This window comes from Streptococcus sp. VTCC 12886, from assembly GCF_049893425.1.
GTDB classification, from domain to species: Bacteria; Bacillota; Bacilli; order Lactobacillales; family Streptococcaceae; genus Streptococcus; species Streptococcus suis_AA.
In genome coordinates, this window is record NZ_JBMVJB010000021.1 from 18,958 (window position 1) to 39,155 (window position 20,198).

Here is a 20,198-nt window from a genome sequence, read left to right on the forward strand (position 1 = left end):
CCAAGCCTATTTTATCAACAAAGACTTGGCTATCATCAACCAAGTCTTTTTCTGTTTATTCATTTTCTTTAGTAAGAATTTGAAGAGTTTCAAGGAGTTGATCCACATGAACTTCTACAGTATCACCTGTGCCCTTGATTTTCACTTCGACAATACCATCCGCTGCTTTCTTACCAACTGTCACACGGATTGGCAAGCCAATCAAGTCACTATCAGAGAACTTCACGCCGACACGCTCATTACGGTCGTCAGTTAATACTTCATATCCTGCACCAACCAAACTTGCTTCGATAGTCTGAGTCAATTCCATAGCTACTTCGTCTTTGACATTGACTGGAATCAAATGCACATCAAACGGTGCCAATTCTTTAGGGAAATTGATCCCCCAAGCATAACGGTATTCGCCTTTAGGTGTCTTATTAACAAAGAGGCGAGCGTGTTGTTCAAGAACCGCTGACAAGAGTCGGCTAACACCAATTCCATAGCATCCCATGATAATCGGCATAGAACGACCATTCTCATCCAAGATGTTGGCATTCATGCTGTCTGAATAGCGTGTACCGAGTTTGAAGATGTGACCAATCTCGATACCACGGGCAAAGTTGAGAACACCGTGTCCATCTGGAGAAGGTTCGCCTTCCTTGACTTCACGAATGTCCACATACTCAGTCACTTGGAAATCACGCCCTGCATTGGCACCTGTGTAATGGAAACCGTCTTCGTTGGCACCGACAACAGCATTTTTCACATCTTGCACCTTGCGGTCTGCAATAATCTTGATGTTTTCTGGCAAGCCGACTGGTCCAAGGGAACCAAAACCTGCACCGAAGATTTTTTCAGCATCCGCTGGGCCTGCTACATCAAAGAAATCTGCTCCAAGGTAATTTTTCAATTTAACATCATTGACCTGGTCGTTGCCAACAAGTAGGGCAACAACAGGCTCCCCATCTGCCATAAAGAGCATGGTTTTAATGGTTTGCTCTTCCGCAACATTCAAGAAGGCGGCCACTTCATCTATTGTTTTTGCATCTGGTGTAGCAACTTTTACTAATGTCTCTTCAGCAACCACAGCTGTCCGTGGTTTGTACTCACTCGTTGCCATCTCTAAGTTGGCAGCGTAGCCAGATTCGCTTGAGTAAGCGATGGTATCTTCACCAGATATAGACCAAGCCAAGAGTTCTGCTTTAATCGCTTCAAGGACATCCTCTGGGATTTCCTCAAAAGAAGCAACCGATTTATCCAAGACAACCCAGCGATTTAGATTGGTACGGTCTGGGGTGATAGCCATAAATTCTTGACTATCCTTACCACCCATTGCACCACCATCACCGATAATGGCCTTAAACTCCAAGCCTGCACGAGTGAAGATTGCCTCGTAAGCCGCCTTGTAGTCATCGTAGGTCTTGTCCAGACTCTCATAGCTAGCATGGAAGCTGTAGCCATCTTTCATGATGAACTCGCGACCACGGAGGAGACCATTACGAGGACGTTTTTCGTCGCGGTATTTTGGTTGGATTTGATAGATATTAAGCGGCAACTGCTTATAAGATTGAACTGCATCACGCGCTAAAAGGGTCACCGTTTCTTCGTGGGTTGGTCCCAAGATAAAATCAGAACCTTCGCGGTTTTTGAGTTTGTATAAGTCATCGCCATATGTTTCATAACGACCTGACTCACGCCAGATATCTGCTGACAAAAGCGCTGGCGCTAAAAATTCAATAGCATCAATTTTGTCAAACTCCTCACGCATGATTTTTTTCATTTTTTCAATCACACGGTTTGCCAATGGCAAATAGCTGTAAATACCAGCAGAAATCTGACGAACATAGCCCGCACGCAACATCAAAGCGTGGCTAATCACCGACGCATCCGAAGGCATCTCCCGCAAAGTAGGGATAATCAATTTAGACTGTTTCATAATTTAAGATATAAGTGCGTTAAGAAAACGAAACGAAAATAGGAAACCTAACGCAGTGCCTTTGGCACAAGGCAGGTTTATCTTTTTCGTAAAGTTTTTAGCACGCATTCAATTCCTTTCGTAGTTACTTGATTGGAAGACAAAGAATTATTTTTTCAAAACCCTCGCTGACGCTCGAGTTCAAATCTGAAACTCTCTGTTCCTTTCTTTTTCGTATTTTTCAGAACATCCTGCGTAGCACGCATTCAATTCCTTATATTAATTTCAATTTATTCTAGAAGAAAACACGTATAATGTCATTCCATGTGACTACTATCATAAGAACTACCATTACGGCCACACCCGCTAGGGTAATATAAGATTCTGTTTCTGGCTTTAATGGTTTTCTACGTATTGCTTCCAGAATATTCATCACAATTTTACCACCATCTAAGGCTGGAATTGGAATCAAATTAAATATTCCAAGGTTAATGGAAAGCATGGCCATTAGCCCCAATACAGATGTCAAACCAAATTCAGCAGCTTGGGCACTAACTTTATAGATGGCTACAGGACCACCCAATTGTTTCACATCAAAGTTTGCAATAAGATTTTTCAAAGCTGTTACAATCAAGAGTGCCGTCGCGCCTGCTTGTTGGAAACCACCGACTATTTTATCAACGAAGCCCGTCTTCAAGATTGGTGAAATCCCAATTCGATAGGTTCCGTCCACTTTCTCCGCAGTAACGGTCACATTTTTGGTTGCTCCATCATGTTCTACAACCAAATCAAAGCTTGGAGCAGTTGTTGCATCTTCCGCCGCCTTGCTAATGATCGTCGCGACTTCTGTGTAGCTGTCTGTTGCATCACCATTGACAGATAAAATTTTATCACCAGTCACAAGTCCAGCTGCTTGTAAGGCACCACCATCAGTAATAGTAACTGCATTGCTTGACGAATCGGGGACCCCACCTTGCATGAACATCAAAAAAATAAAAACTAAGATGCCCAAAATGAAGTTATTCATCGGCCCAGCAAGGTTGGTGATCAAGCGTCCCCAGACTGTCGCATTTTGGTATTGAACATCCAGTGGAGCAATTCGAACTTCAGTGCCATCTTCCTCGACAATCGTTGCATCGTGATCAACTTTATAAGTCTTGCTTTCTTCCAAGACCAAGCCTGTGATTTCTAATTTTTCTTCGAAATCAAAACTAGTCACATTCATCGGTAAGCTAAGGTTATCTAGCTGTTTTCCAGTTAAATTTATCCGCGTCACAACACCAGCTTCATTCAAGGTGAGGCTAGCAGGAGTCCCTGTCTTAATCTCTGTCTTATCCTCACCCCAACCGGCCATTCGAACATAACCACCAAGAGGAAGAATACGAATCGTGTAAAGCGTCCCATCCTTACCTGTATGAGCGAAAATCTTTGGCCCCATCCCAATCGCAAATTCCCTTACAAGGATTCCTGCTTTCTTAGCAAAGTAGAAGTGACCAAATTCATGGATGACTACAATGACACCAAAAATAAAAATAAATGCTAAAATTCCCTTCATAGGACCTCCTTAAAATAGGCCAAAAAAGTGCATAATCGGAAAGACAAAAATCATACCATCGAAGCGATCCAATATACCACCATGTCCTGGAATAATTTTTCCAGAATCCTTTACACCAAAATGGCGTTTAATAGCACTTTCAACTAAATCTCCAAATTGTGAGAATATCGAGAAAATCACAACTAGCAACAACATCATGCCGAAGGAATAACCAGCCAACAAAGACTTATCGACAATCAAGAAAATGATAGCAACTACCACCGCAGAAAGAATACCACCTACAAAGCCTTCAACTGTTTTATTCGGTGAAACCTTTGGTAATAGTTTTCTGCGTCCAAACTGGCGTCCAATCATGTAAGCGCCTATATCCGTAGCCCAAACCAAACAGAGGGCAAAAAAGACCTTATCTAGACCATCCATTCGAGCCAAAACCAAGCTATGGAAGCCAATTCCTACATAGAAGCTTGATGCAATTGGAAAGACTACGTCTGAATAATTGTATCGACCAATATTGAAAACTGTAGCCCCAAGAAGAAGGAAGACTACAATCGCATATGCTGTATAGTTCCCATCTGTCGGCAAGAATGTTAGATAATTCTGTAACGGAAGCGTCAATACTAGACTTGCCAACATGGCTAAAACACCTTCAATTGAATTCGGCGCTAGACGACGCATCTTAATCAGCTCAGCTGTCGCAATCATAGCTAATAAACCGACAAAAAATTGAAAGCCCATGCCTCCAGCTAGCAAGAAGGGAGTGAAAATAGCTAAAGCAATTGCACCAAATATCACTCGTTTCTGTAAATCATTTGTCATAACTTCTCCTTATACACCACCAAATCGTCTATGACGTCGGTTATACTCTTTAATCGCTAATTTGAGGGCATCTCCATCAAAATCAGGCCAAGCAACATCTGTAAAATACAGCTCACTATATGCTGATTGCCAAGGCAGAAAATTGCTGAGACGGAGTTCGCCACTTGTACGGATAACTAGATCGGGATCGCGTAGCGCTGGTGATAAGGTCCCTGTATAGAGGTAGTCCGCAATTAATTTCTCGTCAATATCTCCAGGATTAAACTTGGCATCCAAGACATCTTGCGCTATGGCCTTAACTGCTCGAGTCACCTCATCACGACCACCGTAGTTCAAAGCGAAGTTGAGAATTAATCCAGTATTATTCTTCGTTTTTTGCTCAGCCTTATATAGAGCATTAAGGGTGGCTTGAGGTAGTTTGGAATAGTCACCAATCATCTGAATTTTGACATTATTGGCATGGAGTTCAGGAACATACTTATCATAAAATTCCACAGGAAGGTTCATTATAAACTTTACTTCCTTTTCTGGTCTAGACCAATTTTCTGTAGAAAATGCATACACTGTCAATACTCGAACACCCAAGTCAGAAGCAGTTTTAGTAACTTTTTGTAGGGCATCCATACCTGCCTTGTGCCCCATAATACGGGGTTGCATCCGCTTTTTCGCCCAACGACCATTACCATCCATAATGACCGCAATATGCTTTGGAACTTCTATTGCCGTCTCATTGCTTTCTTTCTTTTTAAACTTAAACGTAAACATGCTATTTTCCTTCATTTATAATCGTTTCATTATACCATATTTTTTGCTAGGATAGCAAAAATCAGGCAAGTCTAAAACAAGAGAAAACCAAGGTTTCCCTCGGTTTCTCATCCTTATTCTTCAATAGCAGATTCTGGGGTTGCTTCTTTCGTTTCAACTGCAACTTCTTCAACTACAGCAGTTGATGTGTTAGAACTAGCGACACGATTACGAATCGCACCACGCTCAAATGTTAAATAGATACCATCGATATCAAGAACAACCTTTTTGTCATCTATTTCGTCGACAATACCATATAAACCACCAATTGTCACAATTTCATCACCTTTTTTGATTTGGTTCAATGCTTCTTGGCGTTGTTTTTGTTGTTTACGTTGCGAATAGAACATAAAGCCTATCATGGCAACCATGACAAGTGGCAAAAATAAACCTTCCATTTGTTTACCTCATTTTTTGTTTGATAAGCTTGATTATACCAAATTCTAAACAATAAAGCAAAATTAGACTTGGCCAAAAAAGACCGAACATTCGTTCAGTCTTCATACACTATTTTGCACTCCATACACTCTCAAGAATGTTAGTCTGTTCACGACCAGGACCTACTGAGAAAGTTGAGACACGAACCCCTACCAATTCGCTGATGCGACGAACATAGTTGCGAGCCGCTTCTGGCAATTCATCCAAGCTACGTACACCTGTGATGTCTTCGGACCAACCTGGCATCTCTTCATAAATTGGTTTACAACGTTTCAATTGCTCCAAACTTGCAGGATAGTGGTCAATACGCTCACCATCCAAATCATAAGCCACACAGATTTTCACTGTTTCAAGGCCTGATAGAACGTCAATAGAATTGAGTGATAAGTTTGTAATACCTGATACACGACGGCTATGGCGCATGACAACAGAGTCAAACCAACCGACACGGCGAGGACGACCTGTTGTCGTACCGTATTCTTTACCGATTTCACGGATGCGGTCTCCGATTTCATTGTTCAATTCAGTTGGGAATGGTCCGTCACCAACACGGCTAGTGTAGGCCTTACATACACCAACCACCTTGTCAATCTTGCTTGGTCCGACACCACTACCGATTGTCACACCACCTGCAACAGGGTTTGAAGAAGTTACAAATGGGTAGGTACCTTGGTCAATGTCCAACATAACCCCTTGCGCCCCTTCAAACAAGACACGTTTCCCTTGGTCGAGAGTATCATTCAAAATAACAGAGGTATCGGTCACATATTTCTTGATTTCTTGACCATATGCATAGTATTCTTCAAAGATTTCATCAAATTCGATTGGTGTTGACTCGTACATTTTTTCAAATAGACGATTCTTTTCTGCCAAGTTTACTCGCAAACGCTCTGAAAAAATATCTTTATCCAAAAGATCTGCAATACGGATACCAACACGCGCAGCCTTGTCCATGTACGCAGGACCGATACCTTTGTTGGTTGTACCAATCTTGTTTTCACCTTTTGATTCTTCTTGCAATTGATCCAATTTGATGTGGTAAGGCAAGATAACGTGTGCGCGGTCTGAAATCCGCAAGTTATCTGTTGTAACACCTGAATTATGGAGATAGTTGATTTCCTTCACCAATGATTTTGGATTGATAACCACACCATTACCGATAACAGAAATCTTTTCTGGGAAGAAGATTCCTGATGGAATCAAGTGCAATTTATATTTAGTCCCGTCGATAACGATAGTATGCCCAGCATTATCTCCACCTTGATAACGCGCAATTACTTCAGCATTAGCAGATAAAAAGTCTGTGATTTTACCCTTACCTTCATCGCCCCACTGGGTTCCTACAACAACTACTGATGTCATACTCACTCTTTTTCTGAACTGGCTGACCAGTCCAGCCTTTCTTCTACTTCTGGCAGGAATCTCACCTGCAAGTTTCGTTTTACACATTATTTTATCAAAAAACGAACATTTTTTCAAGAATTTTCGTTATTTTCAATTATTGCGAACATTATAGTCAAATATTCTTTTTTTACAAAAAAATACTGAACAAATTACACCTTCAAACATTTTTAAATAAGTTTTTATGAAGGATTCCCGAAGCCTTTTATCACTTTCAATTGTTTTCAATGATATTTTCACAAAAAAACGTAGCAGATATTTGTATTTGTCTATCAAACTAGATAAAATTGGAATAAGACTTTAACAGAAATAAGAAGGACTGAATATGTTACAGAAATTATCCCCAAATAGCCCTATTCTTCAGGCCACCTTCGGTATTGAACGAGAATCCTTACGCATCAATGCAAACCACAAATTTGCTCAAACACCTCACCCAGAAAAGTTAGGTTCACGTAGCTTTCATCCATATATTCAAACTGACTATAGTGAGTCACAAATTGAATTGATTACCCCCATTGCTCATTCCACTAAGGAAGCGAGACGATTCCTTAGTGCGATTACAGACGTAGCGATGCGATCAATGGATAAGAGCGAATACCTTTGGCCCTTATCCATGCCACCTGTCATTTCAGAGGACGACATCCAAATTGCTCAACTAGAAAGTGACTACGAATACCAGTATCGCATCGGCTTAGGAGAACGGTACGGTAAGCTCCTCCAGTCTATGTCAGGTATTCATTACAATTTTGAATTAGGGAAAGACTTAACCCAACAACTTTTTGAATTAAGCGAGGAAACAGATTTTGTCGCATTCAAAAATAACCTCTACCTCAAGTTGGCACAAAACTTCCTCAACTATCGCTGGCTCTTAACTTACTTATATGGAGCAAGTAGTTTAGCCGAAAAAGGATTTTTATCCGAGGAAGTCGGTTGCGTTCGTTCCATTCGCAACTCCAAACATGGCTATGTTAATGCCGAAGACGTTCATATTTCTTTCTCTTCTCTCGAACGATACGTGGCTGACATCGAACAAGCTGTCCAGTCTGGTCAATTATCCGCCGAAAAAGAATTTTATTCCTCTGTTCGACTACGTGGGGCCAAAACGAGTCGCGACTTTCTCAGCAAGGGGATTTCTTATCTGGAATTCCGTACCTTCGACCTTAACCCCTATGACCCGTTTGCTATTAGTCAAGAAACCCTCGACACCGTTCATCTCTTCCTCTTAGCCCTCCTTTGGCTGGACCAACTAGCTGACGTAGACAATGCTTTAACAAAAGCAGATAGACTGAACAACCTCATTGCCCTAAGCCACCCCCATACACCTCTACCTAGCAATGCTGATCCCACACCAATCTTGATTGCTATGAAAGCCATAGTCATACACTTTGGACTGGACGACTACTATAGGCAGCTCATTGCACATGTGGAGGCAGCTCTTCAAGACCCGCGACTAACCCTTTCTGGAAAAATAGCAGAGCAGGTTAAAGATGGATCTCTGGAACATTTCGGCCAGCAACAAGGACAAGCCTTTCATGACTATGCTTGGACAGCCCCTTACGCCCTGAAAGGCTATGAAAATATGGAACTCTCTACTCAGATGATTCTCTTCGATGCTATCCAGATGGGCTTGAATGTGGAGATTTTGGATGAAGAAGACCAATTTCTCAAACTTTGGCATGATGACCATATTGAATACATCAAAAATGGCAATATGACATCCAAAGACAACTACGTGGTTCCTCTTGCCATGGCCAACAAGGTTGTCACTAAGAAAATTTTAGCAGAGGCTGGTTTCCCAGTTCCTGCGGGAGCAGAATTTGCAAATAAAACAGATGCCCTGCGCTTTTATGGACAAATTTCCAGCTCTGCCATTGTCGTCAAGCCTAAATCCACCAACTTTGGCTTAGGAATCTCAATCTTCCAAGAACCAGCTAGTCTTGTAGATTATGAAAAAGCCTTAGACATTGCCTTTTCAGAAGATAGTCATGTGCTAGTAGAAGAGTTCATAGCCGGTACCGAATACCGTTTCTTCATACTAGATGGAAAATGTGAGGCTGTCCTGCTCCGCGTCGCAGCTAATGTCATAGGTGATGGGCATTCAACTATCCGAGAATTGGTCGCTCAAAAAAATCAAGACCCTCTGAGAGGACGTGACCATCGTTCACCACTTGAAATCATCAATCTCGGTGAAATTGAACTACTTATGTTAGAACAGCAGGGCTATACTCCAGATACAGTACTTCCCGAGGGCATTCAAGCCTTTCTACGGGGTAATTCTAATATCTCAACGGGTGGTGACTCAATCGATATGACCGACCAGATGGGTGAATCTTACAAGCAATTAGCTGCCGACATGGCACGCGCAATGGGGGCCTGGGTTTGCGGTGTAGATTTGATTATCCCAGATATATATCAGGCAACCAGCAAAGAAAAACCGAACTGCACTTGTATCGAACTCAACTTTAACCCAGCTATGTACCTGCACACCTATACCTTTGCAGGACCAGGACAAAGTATCACACCAAAAGTTCTACGGAAACTGTTTGCGGAAATTTAATACTGAATGATCCATTGTCAAAAGCCTTGATAAGTAAATGAATCCAGAGGAACTTTTCTCTCAATTCCCACGAAATTAAAAGTTACAGAGTTTATTTTCTTTCTAATGCGTTAAATAAAAACTGGCTAAAACGGTCAGTTTTTATTATGGTCGTCTCCTTTCCGCATTTTCTTTACTTGTGCTATAATTAAAGTTATGGATAAAATTATTAAAACACTATCAAAAAGCGGGCATTTCCGTGCCTTTGTGCTAGATAGCACAGAAACCGTGAAAACAGCCCAAGAAAAACACCATACTATGGCGTCGTCCACCGTTGCTCTGGGCCGCACTCTCATTGCCAATCAAATTTTGGCTGCCAATGAAAAAGGCGATACAAAAATCACCCTGAAAATTTTGGCCAATGGAGCCGTTGGTGCCATTATCTCCGTGGCCAATACCAAAGGTCAGGTCAAGGGCTACATTCAAAATCCAGACTTGGATTACAAACGGACAGCGACTGGCGAAGTCATCGTTGGACCTCTTGTGGGGAACGGACAATTCCTAGTCATCACAGACTACGGAACAGGCCACCCCTACAACTCCATGACACCCTTGATTTCTGGTGAAATCGGTGAAGACTTTGCCTACTTCCTAACAGACAGCCAGCAGACGCCTTCTGCGGTGGGACTGAACGTTTTGTTGGACGAAGAAGATAAGGTCAAGGTAGCTGGCGGATTCTTGTTGCAAGTTTTACCAGGTGCAACTGAGGCTGAAATTGCCCGTTTCGAGAAACGCATCCAAGAAATGCCTGCCATTTCGAGTTTGCTGGCTTCTGAAAACCATATAGAAGCTCTGCTATCCGCTATTTATGGCGACGACGACTTCAAACGACTGTCAGAAGAAGAACTCGGTTTTGTCTGCGACTGCTCTAAGGACCGCTTCCTCGATGCTCTAGCCAGCTTGCCAAAAGCAGACCTGCAAGAGATGAAGGAAGAAGACAAGGGCGTGGACATCACCTGTCAATTCTGCCAGACCCATTACCACTTTGACGAAAACGATTTGGAGGAACTCATCAATGGCTAATCTCAATACCCCTTTCATGATTGGTGATGTGGAAATCCCCAATCGCTGCGTGCTGGCCCCGATGGCTGGCGTGACCAACTCGGCCTTCCGCACCATTGCCAAGGAAATGGGCGCAGGCCTGGTCGTTATGGAAATGATTTCTGAAAAAGGCCTTCTCTACAACAACGAGAAGACCCTTCATATGCTCCATATTGACGACAACGAATACCCTATGTCCATCCAGCTTTTCGGCGGCGATGCCGAAGGACTGAAACGGGCTGCCGACTTCATCCAAACCAACACCAAGGCTAATATCGTAGATATTAACATGGGCTGCCCTGTCAACAAGGTCGTTAAAAACGAAGCTGGTGCCAAGTGGCTCAAGGACCCTGACAAGATTTACCACATCATCAAGGAAGTGACCTCAGTCCTCGATATTCCCTTGACTGTTAAAATGCGGACGGGTTGGAACAATACCGACCTAGCGGTCGAAAATGCCCTGGCCGCAGAAAGTGCCGGTGTGTCTGCCCTGGCCATGCACGGACGGACCCGCGAGCAGATGTACACAGGAACCGTTGACCTGGAAACCCTCACCAAGGTGGCTGGTAGCCTGACCAAGATTCCTTTCATCGCAAACGGCGACATCCGCAATGTAGAAGATGCCCGTCAGCGAATTGAAGAAGTCGGAGCCGATGCCGTCATGGTCGGACGGACTGCCATGGGCAATCCTTATATCTTCAACCAAATCAACCACTATCTTGAAACTGGAGAAGTCCTACCCGACCTCTCCTTTGAAGATAAACTCGAAGTCGCCTTCGACCACCTGAACCGATTGACTAATCTAAAAGGCGAATCCATCGCCGTACGTGAATTCCGTGGTCTTGCCCCACACTACCTCCGTGGTTCAGCAGGTGCTGCCAAGATCCGTGGCGCCGTTGCCCGAGCAGAGACTATCGAGCAGGTCCAAGAACTCTTTGACCAAGCTAGAGAGGCCTATCAAGAACGGATTGCCAAATGATATCAAAACCTCCAGTATCAGCTGGAGGTTTCTTTATCTATTTGATGAACTTTCTTTCAAACGGTAGGTTTTTCTAGGTTTGCGCTTGGGCAAGCGTTCCACTCCAACTTCTTCCACAAAGTCGCCATACTTAGCTAGGAAATTATTGTGGAGGATTTTTTTGTCGGGTGAGATAAGATTGACCAAGTCTGTCGCAGCGTAGATGTTAAAGGGCTGCTGCAGGAGATTGAGAAAGGTTGGATTCCACTTCATTCGTCCCTGAATCCGCTGGATAGAGGTCATGACAATCTCGTAATGGTCAAAGGCAAAATCCTCTGCCGTCAAGACCTGACCCTCATAAGAACACTGCGAAGTCTTGAAATCCACATCGATCACAATCGGCTCCCTGCCATCTGGCCCTGGCTTGACCAGGTCCAAAGCTTGGCTAGGCAGGTAAACCAAGTGGGCAATGGTCATCATCCAGCCCCTAGGATCCCGCTCAGGGTTGGAGACTGTTAGGAGTTGCTCTATATGGCTACGAGGTAAATCCAATCCTGCTTCTTTTTTTATCTCGCGCTGGCAGGTCTGGTAGGCATCCTCGCCTCTGGCAATAAAACCACCGACCAAGGAGAGTTTGTGTTGACAAGGATGAGTAGCCCGCCGAATCAAGAGGAGCTTTATTCGACCCTGGACAAAACTATAGACCACCATATCAGCCGTAACACTCGGCTTTTCAAAACGTGGCAAATCTTGTTGCTTATACCAGATTAAGAACTCTTCTTCCGTCCCATATTTTTCATAATATTCCTTGTCTGATAGACCAGCAGGCCTAGCCATTTTGAGCCACCTGCTCCTCTTTTATAGACTTAGACCATTGGTACCAACCGACCGCACTGTTCAAGGCATAAACCCAGTACATGGCTTGCATGTGAAGAGAAGTCCCCCACCAGAGATAGATAGAGAAGAGATTGGTCGCAATCCAGAAAATCCACTGTTCACGATAAAGATAGGTCATCAAAAATTGACCCGTCCAGTTGGTCCCGTCTGTGATGGAGTCACGGAATGGACGAGCCGAACCAACCGATTGATAAATCAAGCCAAAACTTACCCAAACCAGTAGAGTGAAGCCCAGCCATTTGATCCAGCCCTTCCAATCCAACTTACGTGCCTCAAATTCCGTCTCCTCCTCTTCCGCCACTCCATTAACACGGGCAGTCAACCAAACATAAAGTCCAACTGGCTGCATGACAATGAAAAAGATAGCTGTCATCACTTCTCCATAAAACATATTTTGATAGGAGAGGGCAAAGTAAATCACACTATTTAGAAGACCAAAAAAGTAGTTACTAGCACGACCTTCCGCCACCATAATCACGCAGACAATACCCGTCCAGGAGGTAAAAAGTCCAACCCAGTCATGATTGGCAGCACCATTGGTAAATTCTAATACAATCGGCACACTAGACAGGGCCAGTAAGTAGCACCATTGAAAGAGCGTCCGCCCTTGAAACAGGTCCGCCATAATTGCCTGCAGGACCCCAAGTAGGCCCAGTTTCCTTGCCCTATTTGCAATTGCAGCCATATTTTCCGGCACCTGCTTCACAGCTGTCTTCATTCCTTCGAATCGTTGGAACAATTGATTCATATCTTCCTCCTAATATTCCTGATAGATGCCATCGATCAACTGAATGGCCTTGGCATAATTTTCTGCATAATCCCCACCGATATAAGTCAACTGGGTTTGCGGGTGATTTTTAACAACCAGTTCTTTCAAATGTTCGGTGAAGGCATTGCGAATGTCAGCGTCAGCCATGGTCATATCCCGAAAACCGTCATCCACATAAGAGCCTGTCGGTAGAACAAAGATAATCAGATCCCATTTTTCATTCTTAACTGTATCACCACAGAGCGAGTGGAAAGAACTGGAAGTTTCGCCGATGTAGTAGTCGTAGTAGGCTTCTGTCACGGTCGCATTGGTATCCGCAATGACCAGACCACGATTGGTATCCGAGTCAATCAGATCTGAGGTCTGGCGATACTGGCCCGTCAAGAGATAGTTGTAGTCCTTGCCTGTCAACTCATCATCACGCACATTATAGCGTTGTTGGTAGTAGCGAGCATATTCCAGCGAAACAGGACAGGAATAATAACGACCCAAATCCCGCACCAGCGTGGTTTTTCCATTTGAAGCAGAGCCGACCACCAAGACATTCTTAGAAAAATGACGTCGGAAGGGCTTGGCGATGGAATTCCAGTACTTGGCAGGATTTTCTCGAATCAGAGTCGAAGAAATCCCAAAATTTCGCTCCGTGAAGGAAGCCAGATAGCCCCGTGACCGCAATTCCTCTGCATACTCTTTTTCTGAAACGTAGAAAACGAGCTCTTCATCCTCCTTAATCGCCACCAAGGCCTGCAGGGCTTCTAACCAAGGTGTCCACCCTTCTGGATAAGGGGGCATACCTGTCTCATCCAACTTAAAGACGGATACTAAAGGCTCGTCGTTGAAGGTTTCACGGATATAGCGGAAACGCTTCTGCAAACCGAGGCCAATCTGATGTCCTCGGTCCTGGTCATAACCAGAAACGATAACCACCGCTCGATCATTTTCTCGCTTGGCCCGCTGAATCAAATCAATATGACCCTTATGCATGGGTGCAAAAGTTCCAAAGACAACTGCAACTGTTTTTTTCATAGACAACCTTTTTATATTTTTTTATATTTTCTATCATACCTCTTCCCACACAAGCTGTCAAGATGTTTTTATAGTTTTTTATAAAAAGGTTTTATAAAAAGAAACAGGTTACCCCGTTTCTTTACTAACTATTCATTCACACTCTCAAATTTGAGTTGGTTACCTTTGACACCCACTTTCAGAACCATACCTGCTCTAAGATCTTCACGCAAAAGCATTTCTGCCAACGGATCTTCCAATTTGGTTTGTAAGAGTCTACGAAGAGGACGAGCCCCCATTTCTGGGTCGTAACCTTGTTTAGCCAATAACTTAAGGGCTGACGGTTGCAGTTTAAGGGTAATTCCTTTCTCAGCTGTTACAGCCAACAATGGTTTGACCATGACTTTAACAACATCCTGCATATGAGTTTCCGTTAGGCTATGGAAGACAACTTTCTCGTCAATACGGTTGATAAATTCAGGACGATAGGTCTTTTTCAATTCTTCAAAAATGCGTTTCTCCACTTCCTTGTGGTCTTTGGACAGATCAGCCGCACCAAACCCAACGGTCTTGTCATCGCGAAGAGCTGTTGCCCCCAAGTTTGATGTCATGATAATGACTGTATTGGAGAAATCAACCTTGCGACCCTTACTATCGGTCAAGACACCGTCATCCAAAACCTGCAAGAGAACATTGAAAATATCTGGATGAGCCTTTTCAACCTCATCAAAAAGAAGAACAGAATAAGGTTTATTACGAACTTTTTCTGTTAATTCGCCACCTTCTTCATAGCCAACATAGCCTGGAGGCGCTCCATTGAGACGGCTGGCCGCAAATTTCTCCATATACTCAGACATATCAAAACGGATAAGAGCAGATTCATCATCAAAGAGAACCTCTGCCAAGGCTTTAGCAAGCTCAGTCTTACCGACACCAGTTGGTCCTAAGAACATAAAGGAACCAATCGGTCTGCGACCTGTCCGAATCCCCGACTGATTACGGCGGATAGCTCTACTAATGGCAGAAATAGCTTCTTCCTGCCCAATCACACGTTTGTGCAATTCTGCTTCCAGATTCAGGTACTTCTTAGTATCTGATTGGCTGAGCTTGGCTACTGGGATACCTGATAAGCGACTAAGTGTTTCCAAAATGTCATCTTCTGTCACTTCTAAGTCATCGTTTTGACTCAACAGATTCTTTTCTGTAGTCTTGATTAAGAGCTTACTGACAGTCTTGTATTTTCCAGCCATCAAAGCTTTATCAATAGTTGAAAGACCTGTTTCTTCAACCTGCCCTTTCACTCTATTTTGTACCGTTGCACTGGCTTCATCTAACAAGTCAATTGCTGAGTCTGGCAAGTTTTTACTAGTCAGATACCTCTTGGCGTAAGTCACAGCTGTCTCAACAGTCGCATCTCCAATACGGACCCTATGGTATTTTTCAAAAGTCCCTTTAAGCCCGGTCAAAATGGCAATACTGTCCTCAACTGTCGGCTCTTCAATGGTCACTTTGGCAAAACGACGGACCAGGGCAGCATCTTTTTCAATATGCTTTTGGTATTCATCCTGTGTCGTTGCACCAACAGTGCGTAGGGTCCCTCGAGCCAAGGCCGGTTTGAGAATATTGGCAGCATCTAAGGTTGAATCAATTCCCGAACCCGACCCCATAATAGTATGTAATTCATCGATAAAGAGGATAACCTGACCATCTTCTTCAATATCATTGATGATATTATTCATCCGCTCTTCAAAGTCACCACGGAAACGAGTTCCTGCAATAACATTCATCAAATCAAGTTCCAAAACACGCATCTTTGCTAAACTGACAGGAACATTTCCTTCTGCAACACGCTGAGCAAGACCTAATGCTAGTGCTGTTTTTCCAACACCTGCATCGCCAACCAAAACAGGATTGTTCTTCGTTTTACGTGATAGAATTTGAATCATCCGTGAAATTTCAGCATCGCGACCAATAACAGGTTCAATTTTCCCCTCGCGAGCTAAGGCTGTCAAATCTCGTGTATAATCCTCCAATCCACCACTTTGAGCAGTTGGTGGCATGCCCATCATTTGACCTACACTTGCTGTTTTAGCCTTTCCACCTTTCATCACGCTACGGATAGCTTTCAAATCCTCTTTGGTGAACCCTGCACGATACTCTAAGTTTTTACGTAAATCAACAAAACGGAATTCATCTTCTATCTCTTCAAAATGAAAACCTACTTTATCTAGAATTTGACTTGCGGTTGAACGTTTGTCTAACAGCATTGCCTGAAACAAATGCTCGCTTCCTAATTCTTTTGCCTTAACGACTTCTGCAATCTTTCTAGCGAACTGAGCTGTATCGTCTAATCTCTTTGAGGAGGGTAGAATATTAAATTTATCCAATTCTTCACGGTATACTTTTTCTGTAACAACAAAAGTAGCATGTTCGAAATCTGAAATACTCATTGGGTATTCTGCCAAAACAGCACCAGCTACCGTATCGTGATTGATGACAAATGCTAGCAAAATATGCCACGTTTCTAAATGATCGCATGCATATCGTTGGGCAATCAACTGAGCATCTTCATAAACCCGTTGTAAGCCTGTTGAAATTTTCATGAAAATTAATCCTCTTTCCTATCTAAATGACGGAGTAGTTGCAGCATCATTCGCGCTCGAATTTTATCCGCATCTTTCCCCAAGACATCGTTGGAAGCCGTTGCTAAAAACAAATTTCCTTCGCGTTCTGTCATCAAGCCTTCATCAAACAACAATTGTAATATATCAGCAAATACCGTTGTTGATAATTGCTCACCCATATTTTTTATTAGGTCATGTACCAATTCATGTTTGTCCGAGAAGGTAATCCTACCAATACGAATATACCCTCCTCCGCCACGCTTACTTTCTACAATGTAGCCACGGCTTGCAGTAAATCGTGTTTTGATAACATAGTTAATCTGACTCGGAACCACTTCAAATCGACTGGCCAATTCACTCCGACGCAATACAGCAACACTGACTTGATCTAGAATGGCCTTGATATGTTCCTCGATATAATCCGATGTATTTTTCATCACCATAGTATCGCCTCTTTCTTTGATTTTCTTTGACATTCTTTGACCATTATACCGTAAAAATAGATTTTTTTAAAGTAAAAGCAACAGTGTCGATCGTAGTCGATTTTTGAAATTAATCCTAAAATTCTTTATAATAGAAAGAAAAAGGAGTAGACAATGGATTTCAAAACGTATATTCAAGATTTTATTACAATTGACGTGGAGCAGGCCCAAACTTTGCTTTCAGCAAAAGAGGGAGCCATCCTCTTTATCGGACGCGCAACCTGCCCTTACTGCAATCGGTTCGCGCCAAAACTACATAAGGTAGCCAAAGAGGAGCAAGTACCTATTCACTTCCTCGACTCTAGTCAAGCCAGCCCTGAACTCCAAGCCCTACGCGACCACTACCAAGTTCCTACGGTCCCTGGACTCCTCGTCGCAAAAGCAGACGGTGTCCAAGTCCGTTGCGACTCTAGTATGACAGAAAAAGAAATTACAGCGTTTATACAAGATTAAAAGAACGACAAAAGCACCGGCCAGACGACCGGTGCTTTTGTAAGGAGATGTGAAAAATATTAAGGATTGATATTAGTATAGCACATTCAACCTATTCATTCATCAGCCCTAAGACCGATTTTACAAAAAGAACTCCCTGTCGGAAGTTCTTCTATATATGATTATTTACCAAGAGCTGCTGCCATAGTAGCTGCAACTTCTGCTTCAAAGTCGTTTGAAGCTTTCTCGATACCTTCACCCACTTCGAAACGAGCAAATTCTACAACAGAAGCGTTCACTGAGTTCAAGTAAGCTTCAACTGTTTTGCTGTCGTCCATGATGTAAACTTGAGCAAGAAGTGTGTAAGCTTGGTCAACTTGAGTATTGTCCAACATAAAGCGATCCATTTTACCTGGGATGATTTTGTCCCAGATTTTTTCTGGTTTGCCTTCAGCTGTCAATTCTGCTTTGATAGCTTCTTCAGCTGCTGCAATCACTTCGTCAGTCAATTCAGCTTTTGAACCGTATTTCAACAATGGCAATGCTGGTTTGTCAACCATTGCACGGCTTTCGTTGTCTTGTTCGATCTTGTGGTTGATTTTTGCCAACTCATCTTTAACAAATTGCTCATCCAATTCAGTGTAAGAAAGAACAGTTGGTTTCATTGCAGCAATGTGCATTGAGATTTGTTTTGCAAGAGTTTCGTCACCACCATCAACAACTGAGATAACACCGATACGGCCACCATTGTGTTGGTATGCACCAAATGCTTGAGCATCTGTTTTTTCAACCAAAGCAAAGCGACGGAATGAGATTTTCTCACCGATTGTTGCAGTTGCATTTACGTATGCTTCTTCAAGGGTTTCACCTGAAGGCATAGTCAATTTAAGAGCTGCTTCGTTGTCAGCTGGTTTACCTTCTGCAATTACTTTAGCAGTAGTGTTTACCAATTCAACGAATTGAGCGTTTTTCGCAACAAAGTCAGTTTCAGCATTCACTTCAATAACTGCTGCAACGTTACCGTCAACGTAAACACCTGTCAAACCTTCAGCTGCTACACGGTCAGCTTTCTTAGCTGCCTTAGCCATACCTTTTTCACGAAGCAATTCAATCGCTTTTTCGATATCACCTTCAGTTTCAACCAATGCTTTCTTAGCGTCCATAACGCCGGCACCTGATTTTTCACGCAATTCTTTAACGAGAGCTGCTGTAATTTCTGCCATGTCTATTCTCCTTGTTTGTATTTATAAAATAGAGGAGCGGGCTTAGCCCTGCCCCTCTAGGATTGTTTTTGTGTTTGATAAATGATGTAGAGTGTACTCAGACTAAAAAGCTAAAATTTAGATAAATCTAACACTTTTCTTAATGCCTTCGTTACTTATTTACCTTCTACAACTTCAACCAATTCTTCGATTGATTCTGTAGATGCTGGCTCAGCTGCCAATTCAGCTTCAACTGCTACAACGCTGTCTTCACCTTGGTTGCCTTCGATGATTGCGTCAGCCATTTTAGCTGTGATCAATTTAACAGCACGGATAGCGTCATCGTTAGCTGGGATGATTACATCAATATCATCTGGATCTGTGTTTGTGTCAACCATCGCTACAACTGGGATACCCAATTTCTTAGCTTCTTTAACAGCGATTTGCTCTTTATGTGGGTCAACAACGAACATTACATCTGGAATGCGTGGCATGTCAGCGATACCGCCCAAGAATTTTTCAAGACGTGCACGTTGTTTGTTCAACAATACTACTTCTTTCTTAGGAAGGACTTCGAAAGTTCCATCTTCTTCCATGCGGTTGATTTCTTTCAAACGAGCGATACGTTTTTGGATTGTACCCCAGTTTGTAAGAGTTCCACCCAACCAACGGTGGTTGATGTAGTATTGACCAGCGCGGATAGCTTCGTCTTTAACAGCTTCAGCAGCTTGTTTTTTAGTACCTACGAACAAGATAACTGCGTCGTTTGCTGCAGCATCACGAATGAAGTCGTATGCTTGGTCAGCCAATTTTACAGTTTGTTGCAAGTCGATAACGTGGATACCGTTACGTTCTGTGAAGATGTACTTAGCCATCTTAGGATTCCAGCGACGAGTTTGGTGACCGAAGTGTACACCAGCCTCAAGAAGTTGTTTCATTGAAATTACTGCCATGAGTATTTCTCCTTTTTGTTTTTTCTCCTCTCCCAAACTTCGACTTGCAACCCAACCTTACGGCAACAGGGTCACAATTGGTTCGAGATGAGTATTTGTTGCTACAGCAACTCTATTATCATACCAAATTTTTTCACTTTTGACAAGGATTTCCACTTGACGTATGGCATTTTTTTCGGTAAAATAGTTTCTGTTATGGCGGTATAGCCAAGTGGTAAGGCACGGCTCTGCAAAAGCTTGATCGTCGGTTCAAATCCGTCTACCGCCTTTCAGTACCTGTATTAACAGGAATTAACCAAACGCAAAGCCCGATTTTTCGGGCTTTTTT

Annotated in this window: 17 protein-coding genes and 1 tRNA gene; 5 read left to right on the forward strand and 13 right to left on the reverse strand. The window is 43.0% G+C overall.

Features of this window, described 5'->3' with window-relative positions; translation table 11 throughout:
* Positions 1-55: 55 nt before the first annotated feature.
* From ACPC57_RS07320 to ACPC57_RS07345, 6 genes are all read right to left on the reverse strand, one after another.
* The gene (locus ACPC57_RS07320; RefSeq protein ID WP_434066614.1) at positions 56-1,918 is read right to left on the reverse strand and encodes a proline--tRNA ligase; all 1,863 of its coding nucleotides are present in this window, start codon (positions 1,916-1,918) and stop codon (positions 56-58) included.
* A gap of 274 nt (positions 1,919-2,192) precedes the next feature.
* Positions 2,193-3,452 carry an RIP metalloprotease RseP gene (rseP, locus tag ACPC57_RS07325; protein WP_434066615.1) on the reverse strand — a complete coding sequence of 420 codons (1,260 nt, stop codon included), beginning with the start codon at positions 3,450-3,452 and terminating at the stop codon, positions 2,193-2,195.
* Between the two features lie 9 nt (positions 3,453-3,461).
* Positions 3,462-4,268: a phosphatidate cytidylyltransferase gene (locus tag ACPC57_RS07330; protein WP_277837377.1), complete on the reverse strand. Its 807-nt coding sequence runs from the start codon at positions 4,266-4,268 to the stop codon at positions 3,462-3,464.
* Positions 4,269-4,277: 9 nt separating this feature from the next.
* Positions 4,278-5,033: an isoprenyl transferase gene (locus ACPC57_RS07335; protein ID WP_277837375.1), complete on the reverse strand. Its 756-nt coding sequence runs from the start codon at positions 5,031-5,033 to the stop codon at positions 4,278-4,280.
* 113 nt (positions 5,034-5,146) lie between these two features.
* Positions 5,147-5,470, reverse strand: coding sequence for a preprotein translocase subunit YajC (gene yajC / locus ACPC57_RS07340; RefSeq protein WP_024396366.1), 324 nt, complete (start codon positions 5,468-5,470; stop codon positions 5,147-5,149).
* A gap of 109 nt (positions 5,471-5,579) precedes the next feature.
* Positions 5,580-6,872, reverse strand: coding sequence for an adenylosuccinate synthase (locus tag ACPC57_RS07345; protein ID WP_318150721.1), 1,293 nt, complete (start codon positions 6,870-6,872; stop codon positions 5,580-5,582).
* Between the two features lie 364 nt (positions 6,873-7,236).
* On the opposite strand from ACPC57_RS07345, the gene gshAB reads away from it, so the two are divergent.
* From gshAB to dusB, 3 genes are all read left to right on the forward strand, one after another.
* A complete protein-coding gene (gene gshAB, locus ACPC57_RS07350; RefSeq protein ID WP_434066616.1) occupies positions 7,237-9,468 on the forward strand; it encodes a bifunctional glutamate--cysteine ligase GshA/glutathione synthetase GshB in 2,232 nt (743 codons plus the stop codon).
* 195 nt (positions 9,469-9,663) lie between these two features.
* Entirely contained in the window at positions 9,664-10,530 is an 867-nt protein-coding gene (gene hslO, locus ACPC57_RS07355; RefSeq protein WP_434066617.1) for an Hsp33 family molecular chaperone HslO, read from the forward strand.
* Complete coding sequence (dusB, locus tag ACPC57_RS07360; RefSeq protein WP_434066618.1) at positions 10,523-11,527, forward strand: tRNA dihydrouridine synthase DusB; 1,005 nt, start codon at positions 10,523-10,525, stop codon at positions 11,525-11,527. The genes hslO and dusB overlap by 8 nt, the downstream gene beginning before the upstream one ends.
* Before the next feature lie 33 nt (positions 11,528-11,560).
* On the opposite strand, the gene ACPC57_RS07365 is transcribed toward dusB, so the two are convergent.
* The 5 genes from ACPC57_RS07365 to ACPC57_RS07385 form a co-directional block, all read right to left on the reverse strand.
* A complete protein-coding gene (locus ACPC57_RS07365) occupies positions 11,561-12,343 on the reverse strand; it encodes an NUDIX domain-containing protein (RefSeq protein ID WP_130554178.1) in 783 nt (260 codons plus the stop codon).
* Positions 12,336-13,151 carry a nicotinamide riboside transporter PnuC gene (gene pnuC, locus ACPC57_RS07370; protein WP_434066619.1) on the reverse strand — a complete coding sequence of 272 codons (816 nt, stop codon included), beginning with the start codon at positions 13,149-13,151 and terminating at the stop codon, positions 12,336-12,338. Before pnuC ends, ACPC57_RS07365 begins: the two co-directional genes overlap by 8 nt.
* Before the next feature lie 9 nt (positions 13,152-13,160).
* Positions 13,161-14,198 carry an AAA family ATPase gene (locus ACPC57_RS07375; protein WP_434066620.1) on the reverse strand — a complete coding sequence of 346 codons (1,038 nt, stop codon included), beginning with the start codon at positions 14,196-14,198 and terminating at the stop codon, positions 13,161-13,163.
* A gap of 128 nt (positions 14,199-14,326) precedes the next feature.
* On the reverse strand, positions 14,327-16,780 hold the full coding sequence (locus tag ACPC57_RS07380) for an ATP-dependent Clp protease ATP-binding subunit (RefSeq protein ID WP_434066621.1): 2,454 nt from the start codon (positions 16,778-16,780) through the stop codon (positions 14,327-14,329).
* Positions 16,781-16,785: 5 nt separating this feature from the next.
* Positions 16,786-17,244: a CtsR family transcriptional regulator gene (locus ACPC57_RS07385; RefSeq protein WP_217375130.1), complete on the reverse strand. Its 459-nt coding sequence runs from the start codon at positions 17,242-17,244 to the stop codon at positions 16,786-16,788.
* Positions 17,245-17,397: 153 nt separating this feature from the next.
* On the opposite strand from ACPC57_RS07385, the gene ACPC57_RS07390 reads away from it, so the two are divergent.
* Positions 17,398-17,736, forward strand: a complete 339-nt coding sequence (locus ACPC57_RS07390) for a thioredoxin domain-containing protein (RefSeq protein WP_130554180.1) — start codon at positions 17,398-17,400, stop codon at positions 17,734-17,736.
* 161 nt (positions 17,737-17,897) lie between these two features.
* On the opposite strand, the gene tsf is transcribed toward ACPC57_RS07390, so the two are convergent.
* Entirely contained in the window at positions 17,898-18,938 is a 1,041-nt protein-coding gene (tsf, locus tag ACPC57_RS07395; protein ID WP_217374556.1) for a translation elongation factor Ts, read from the reverse strand.
* A 155-nt stretch (positions 18,939-19,093) separates the two neighbouring features.
* Positions 19,094-19,870 (reverse strand): 30S ribosomal protein S2, encoded by a 777-nt coding sequence (gene rpsB / locus ACPC57_RS07400; RefSeq protein ID WP_171989595.1) that lies wholly within the window; start codon positions 19,868-19,870, stop codon positions 19,094-19,096.
* Positions 19,871-20,067: 197 nt separating this feature from the next.
* On the opposite strand from rpsB, the gene ACPC57_RS07405 reads away from it, so the two are divergent.
* Positions 20,068-20,138: transfer RNA gene (locus ACPC57_RS07405), tRNA-Cys, on the forward strand.
* The last annotated feature ends 60 nt before the right edge of the window (positions 20,139-20,198 follow it).

Excerpts from the sequence above, each read along its gene's own strand:
- ACPC57_RS07320 (WP_434066614.1), bottom strand. The coding sequence starts at position 1,918 with ATGAAACAGTCTAAATTGATTATCCCTACTTTGCGGGAGATGCCTTCG.
- rseP (WP_434066615.1), bottom strand. The coding sequence starts at position 3,452 with ATGAAGGGAATTTTAGCATTTATTTTTATTTTTGGTGTCATTGTAGTC.
- ACPC57_RS07330 (WP_277837377.1), bottom strand. The coding sequence starts at position 4,268 with ATGACAAATGATTTACAGAAACGAGTGATATTTGGTGCAATTGCTTTA.
- ACPC57_RS07335 (WP_277837375.1), bottom strand. The coding sequence starts at position 5,033 with ATGTTTACGTTTAAGTTTAAAAAGAAAGAAAGCAATGAGACGGCAATA.
- yajC (WP_024396366.1), bottom strand. The coding sequence starts at position 5,470 with ATGGAAGGTTTATTTTTGCCACTTGTCATGGTTGCCATGATAGGCTTT.
- ACPC57_RS07345 (WP_318150721.1), bottom strand. The coding sequence starts at position 6,872 with ATGACATCAGTAGTTGTTGTAGGAACCCAGTGGGGCGATGAAGGTAAG.
- gshAB (WP_434066616.1), top strand. The coding sequence starts at position 7,237 with ATGTTACAGAAATTATCCCCAAATAGCCCTATTCTTCAGGCCACCTTC.
- hslO (WP_434066617.1), top strand. The coding sequence starts at position 9,664 with ATGGATAAAATTATTAAAACACTATCAAAAAGCGGGCATTTCCGTGCC.
- dusB (WP_434066618.1), top strand. The coding sequence starts at position 10,523 with ATGGCTAATCTCAATACCCCTTTCATGATTGGTGATGTGGAAATCCCC.
- ACPC57_RS07365 (WP_130554178.1), bottom strand. The coding sequence starts at position 12,343 with ATGGCTAGGCCTGCTGGTCTATCAGACAAGGAATATTATGAAAAATAT.
- pnuC (WP_434066619.1), bottom strand. The coding sequence starts at position 13,151 with ATGAATCAATTGTTCCAACGATTCGAAGGAATGAAGACAGCTGTGAAG.
- ACPC57_RS07375 (WP_434066620.1), bottom strand. The coding sequence starts at position 14,198 with ATGAAAAAAACAGTTGCAGTTGTCTTTGGAACTTTTGCACCCATGCAT.
- ACPC57_RS07380 (WP_434066621.1), bottom strand. The coding sequence starts at position 16,780 with ATGAAAATTTCAACAGGCTTACAACGGGTTTATGAAGATGCTCAGTTG.
- ACPC57_RS07385 (WP_217375130.1), bottom strand. The coding sequence starts at position 17,244 with ATGGTGATGAAAAATACATCGGATTATATCGAGGAACATATCAAGGCC.
- ACPC57_RS07390 (WP_130554180.1), top strand. The coding sequence starts at position 17,398 with ATGGATTTCAAAACGTATATTCAAGATTTTATTACAATTGACGTGGAG.
- tsf (WP_217374556.1), bottom strand. The coding sequence starts at position 18,938 with ATGGCAGAAATTACAGCAGCTCTCGTTAAAGAATTGCGTGAAAAATCA.
- rpsB (WP_171989595.1), bottom strand. The coding sequence starts at position 19,870 with ATGGCAGTAATTTCAATGAAACAACTTCTTGAGGCTGGTGTACACTTC.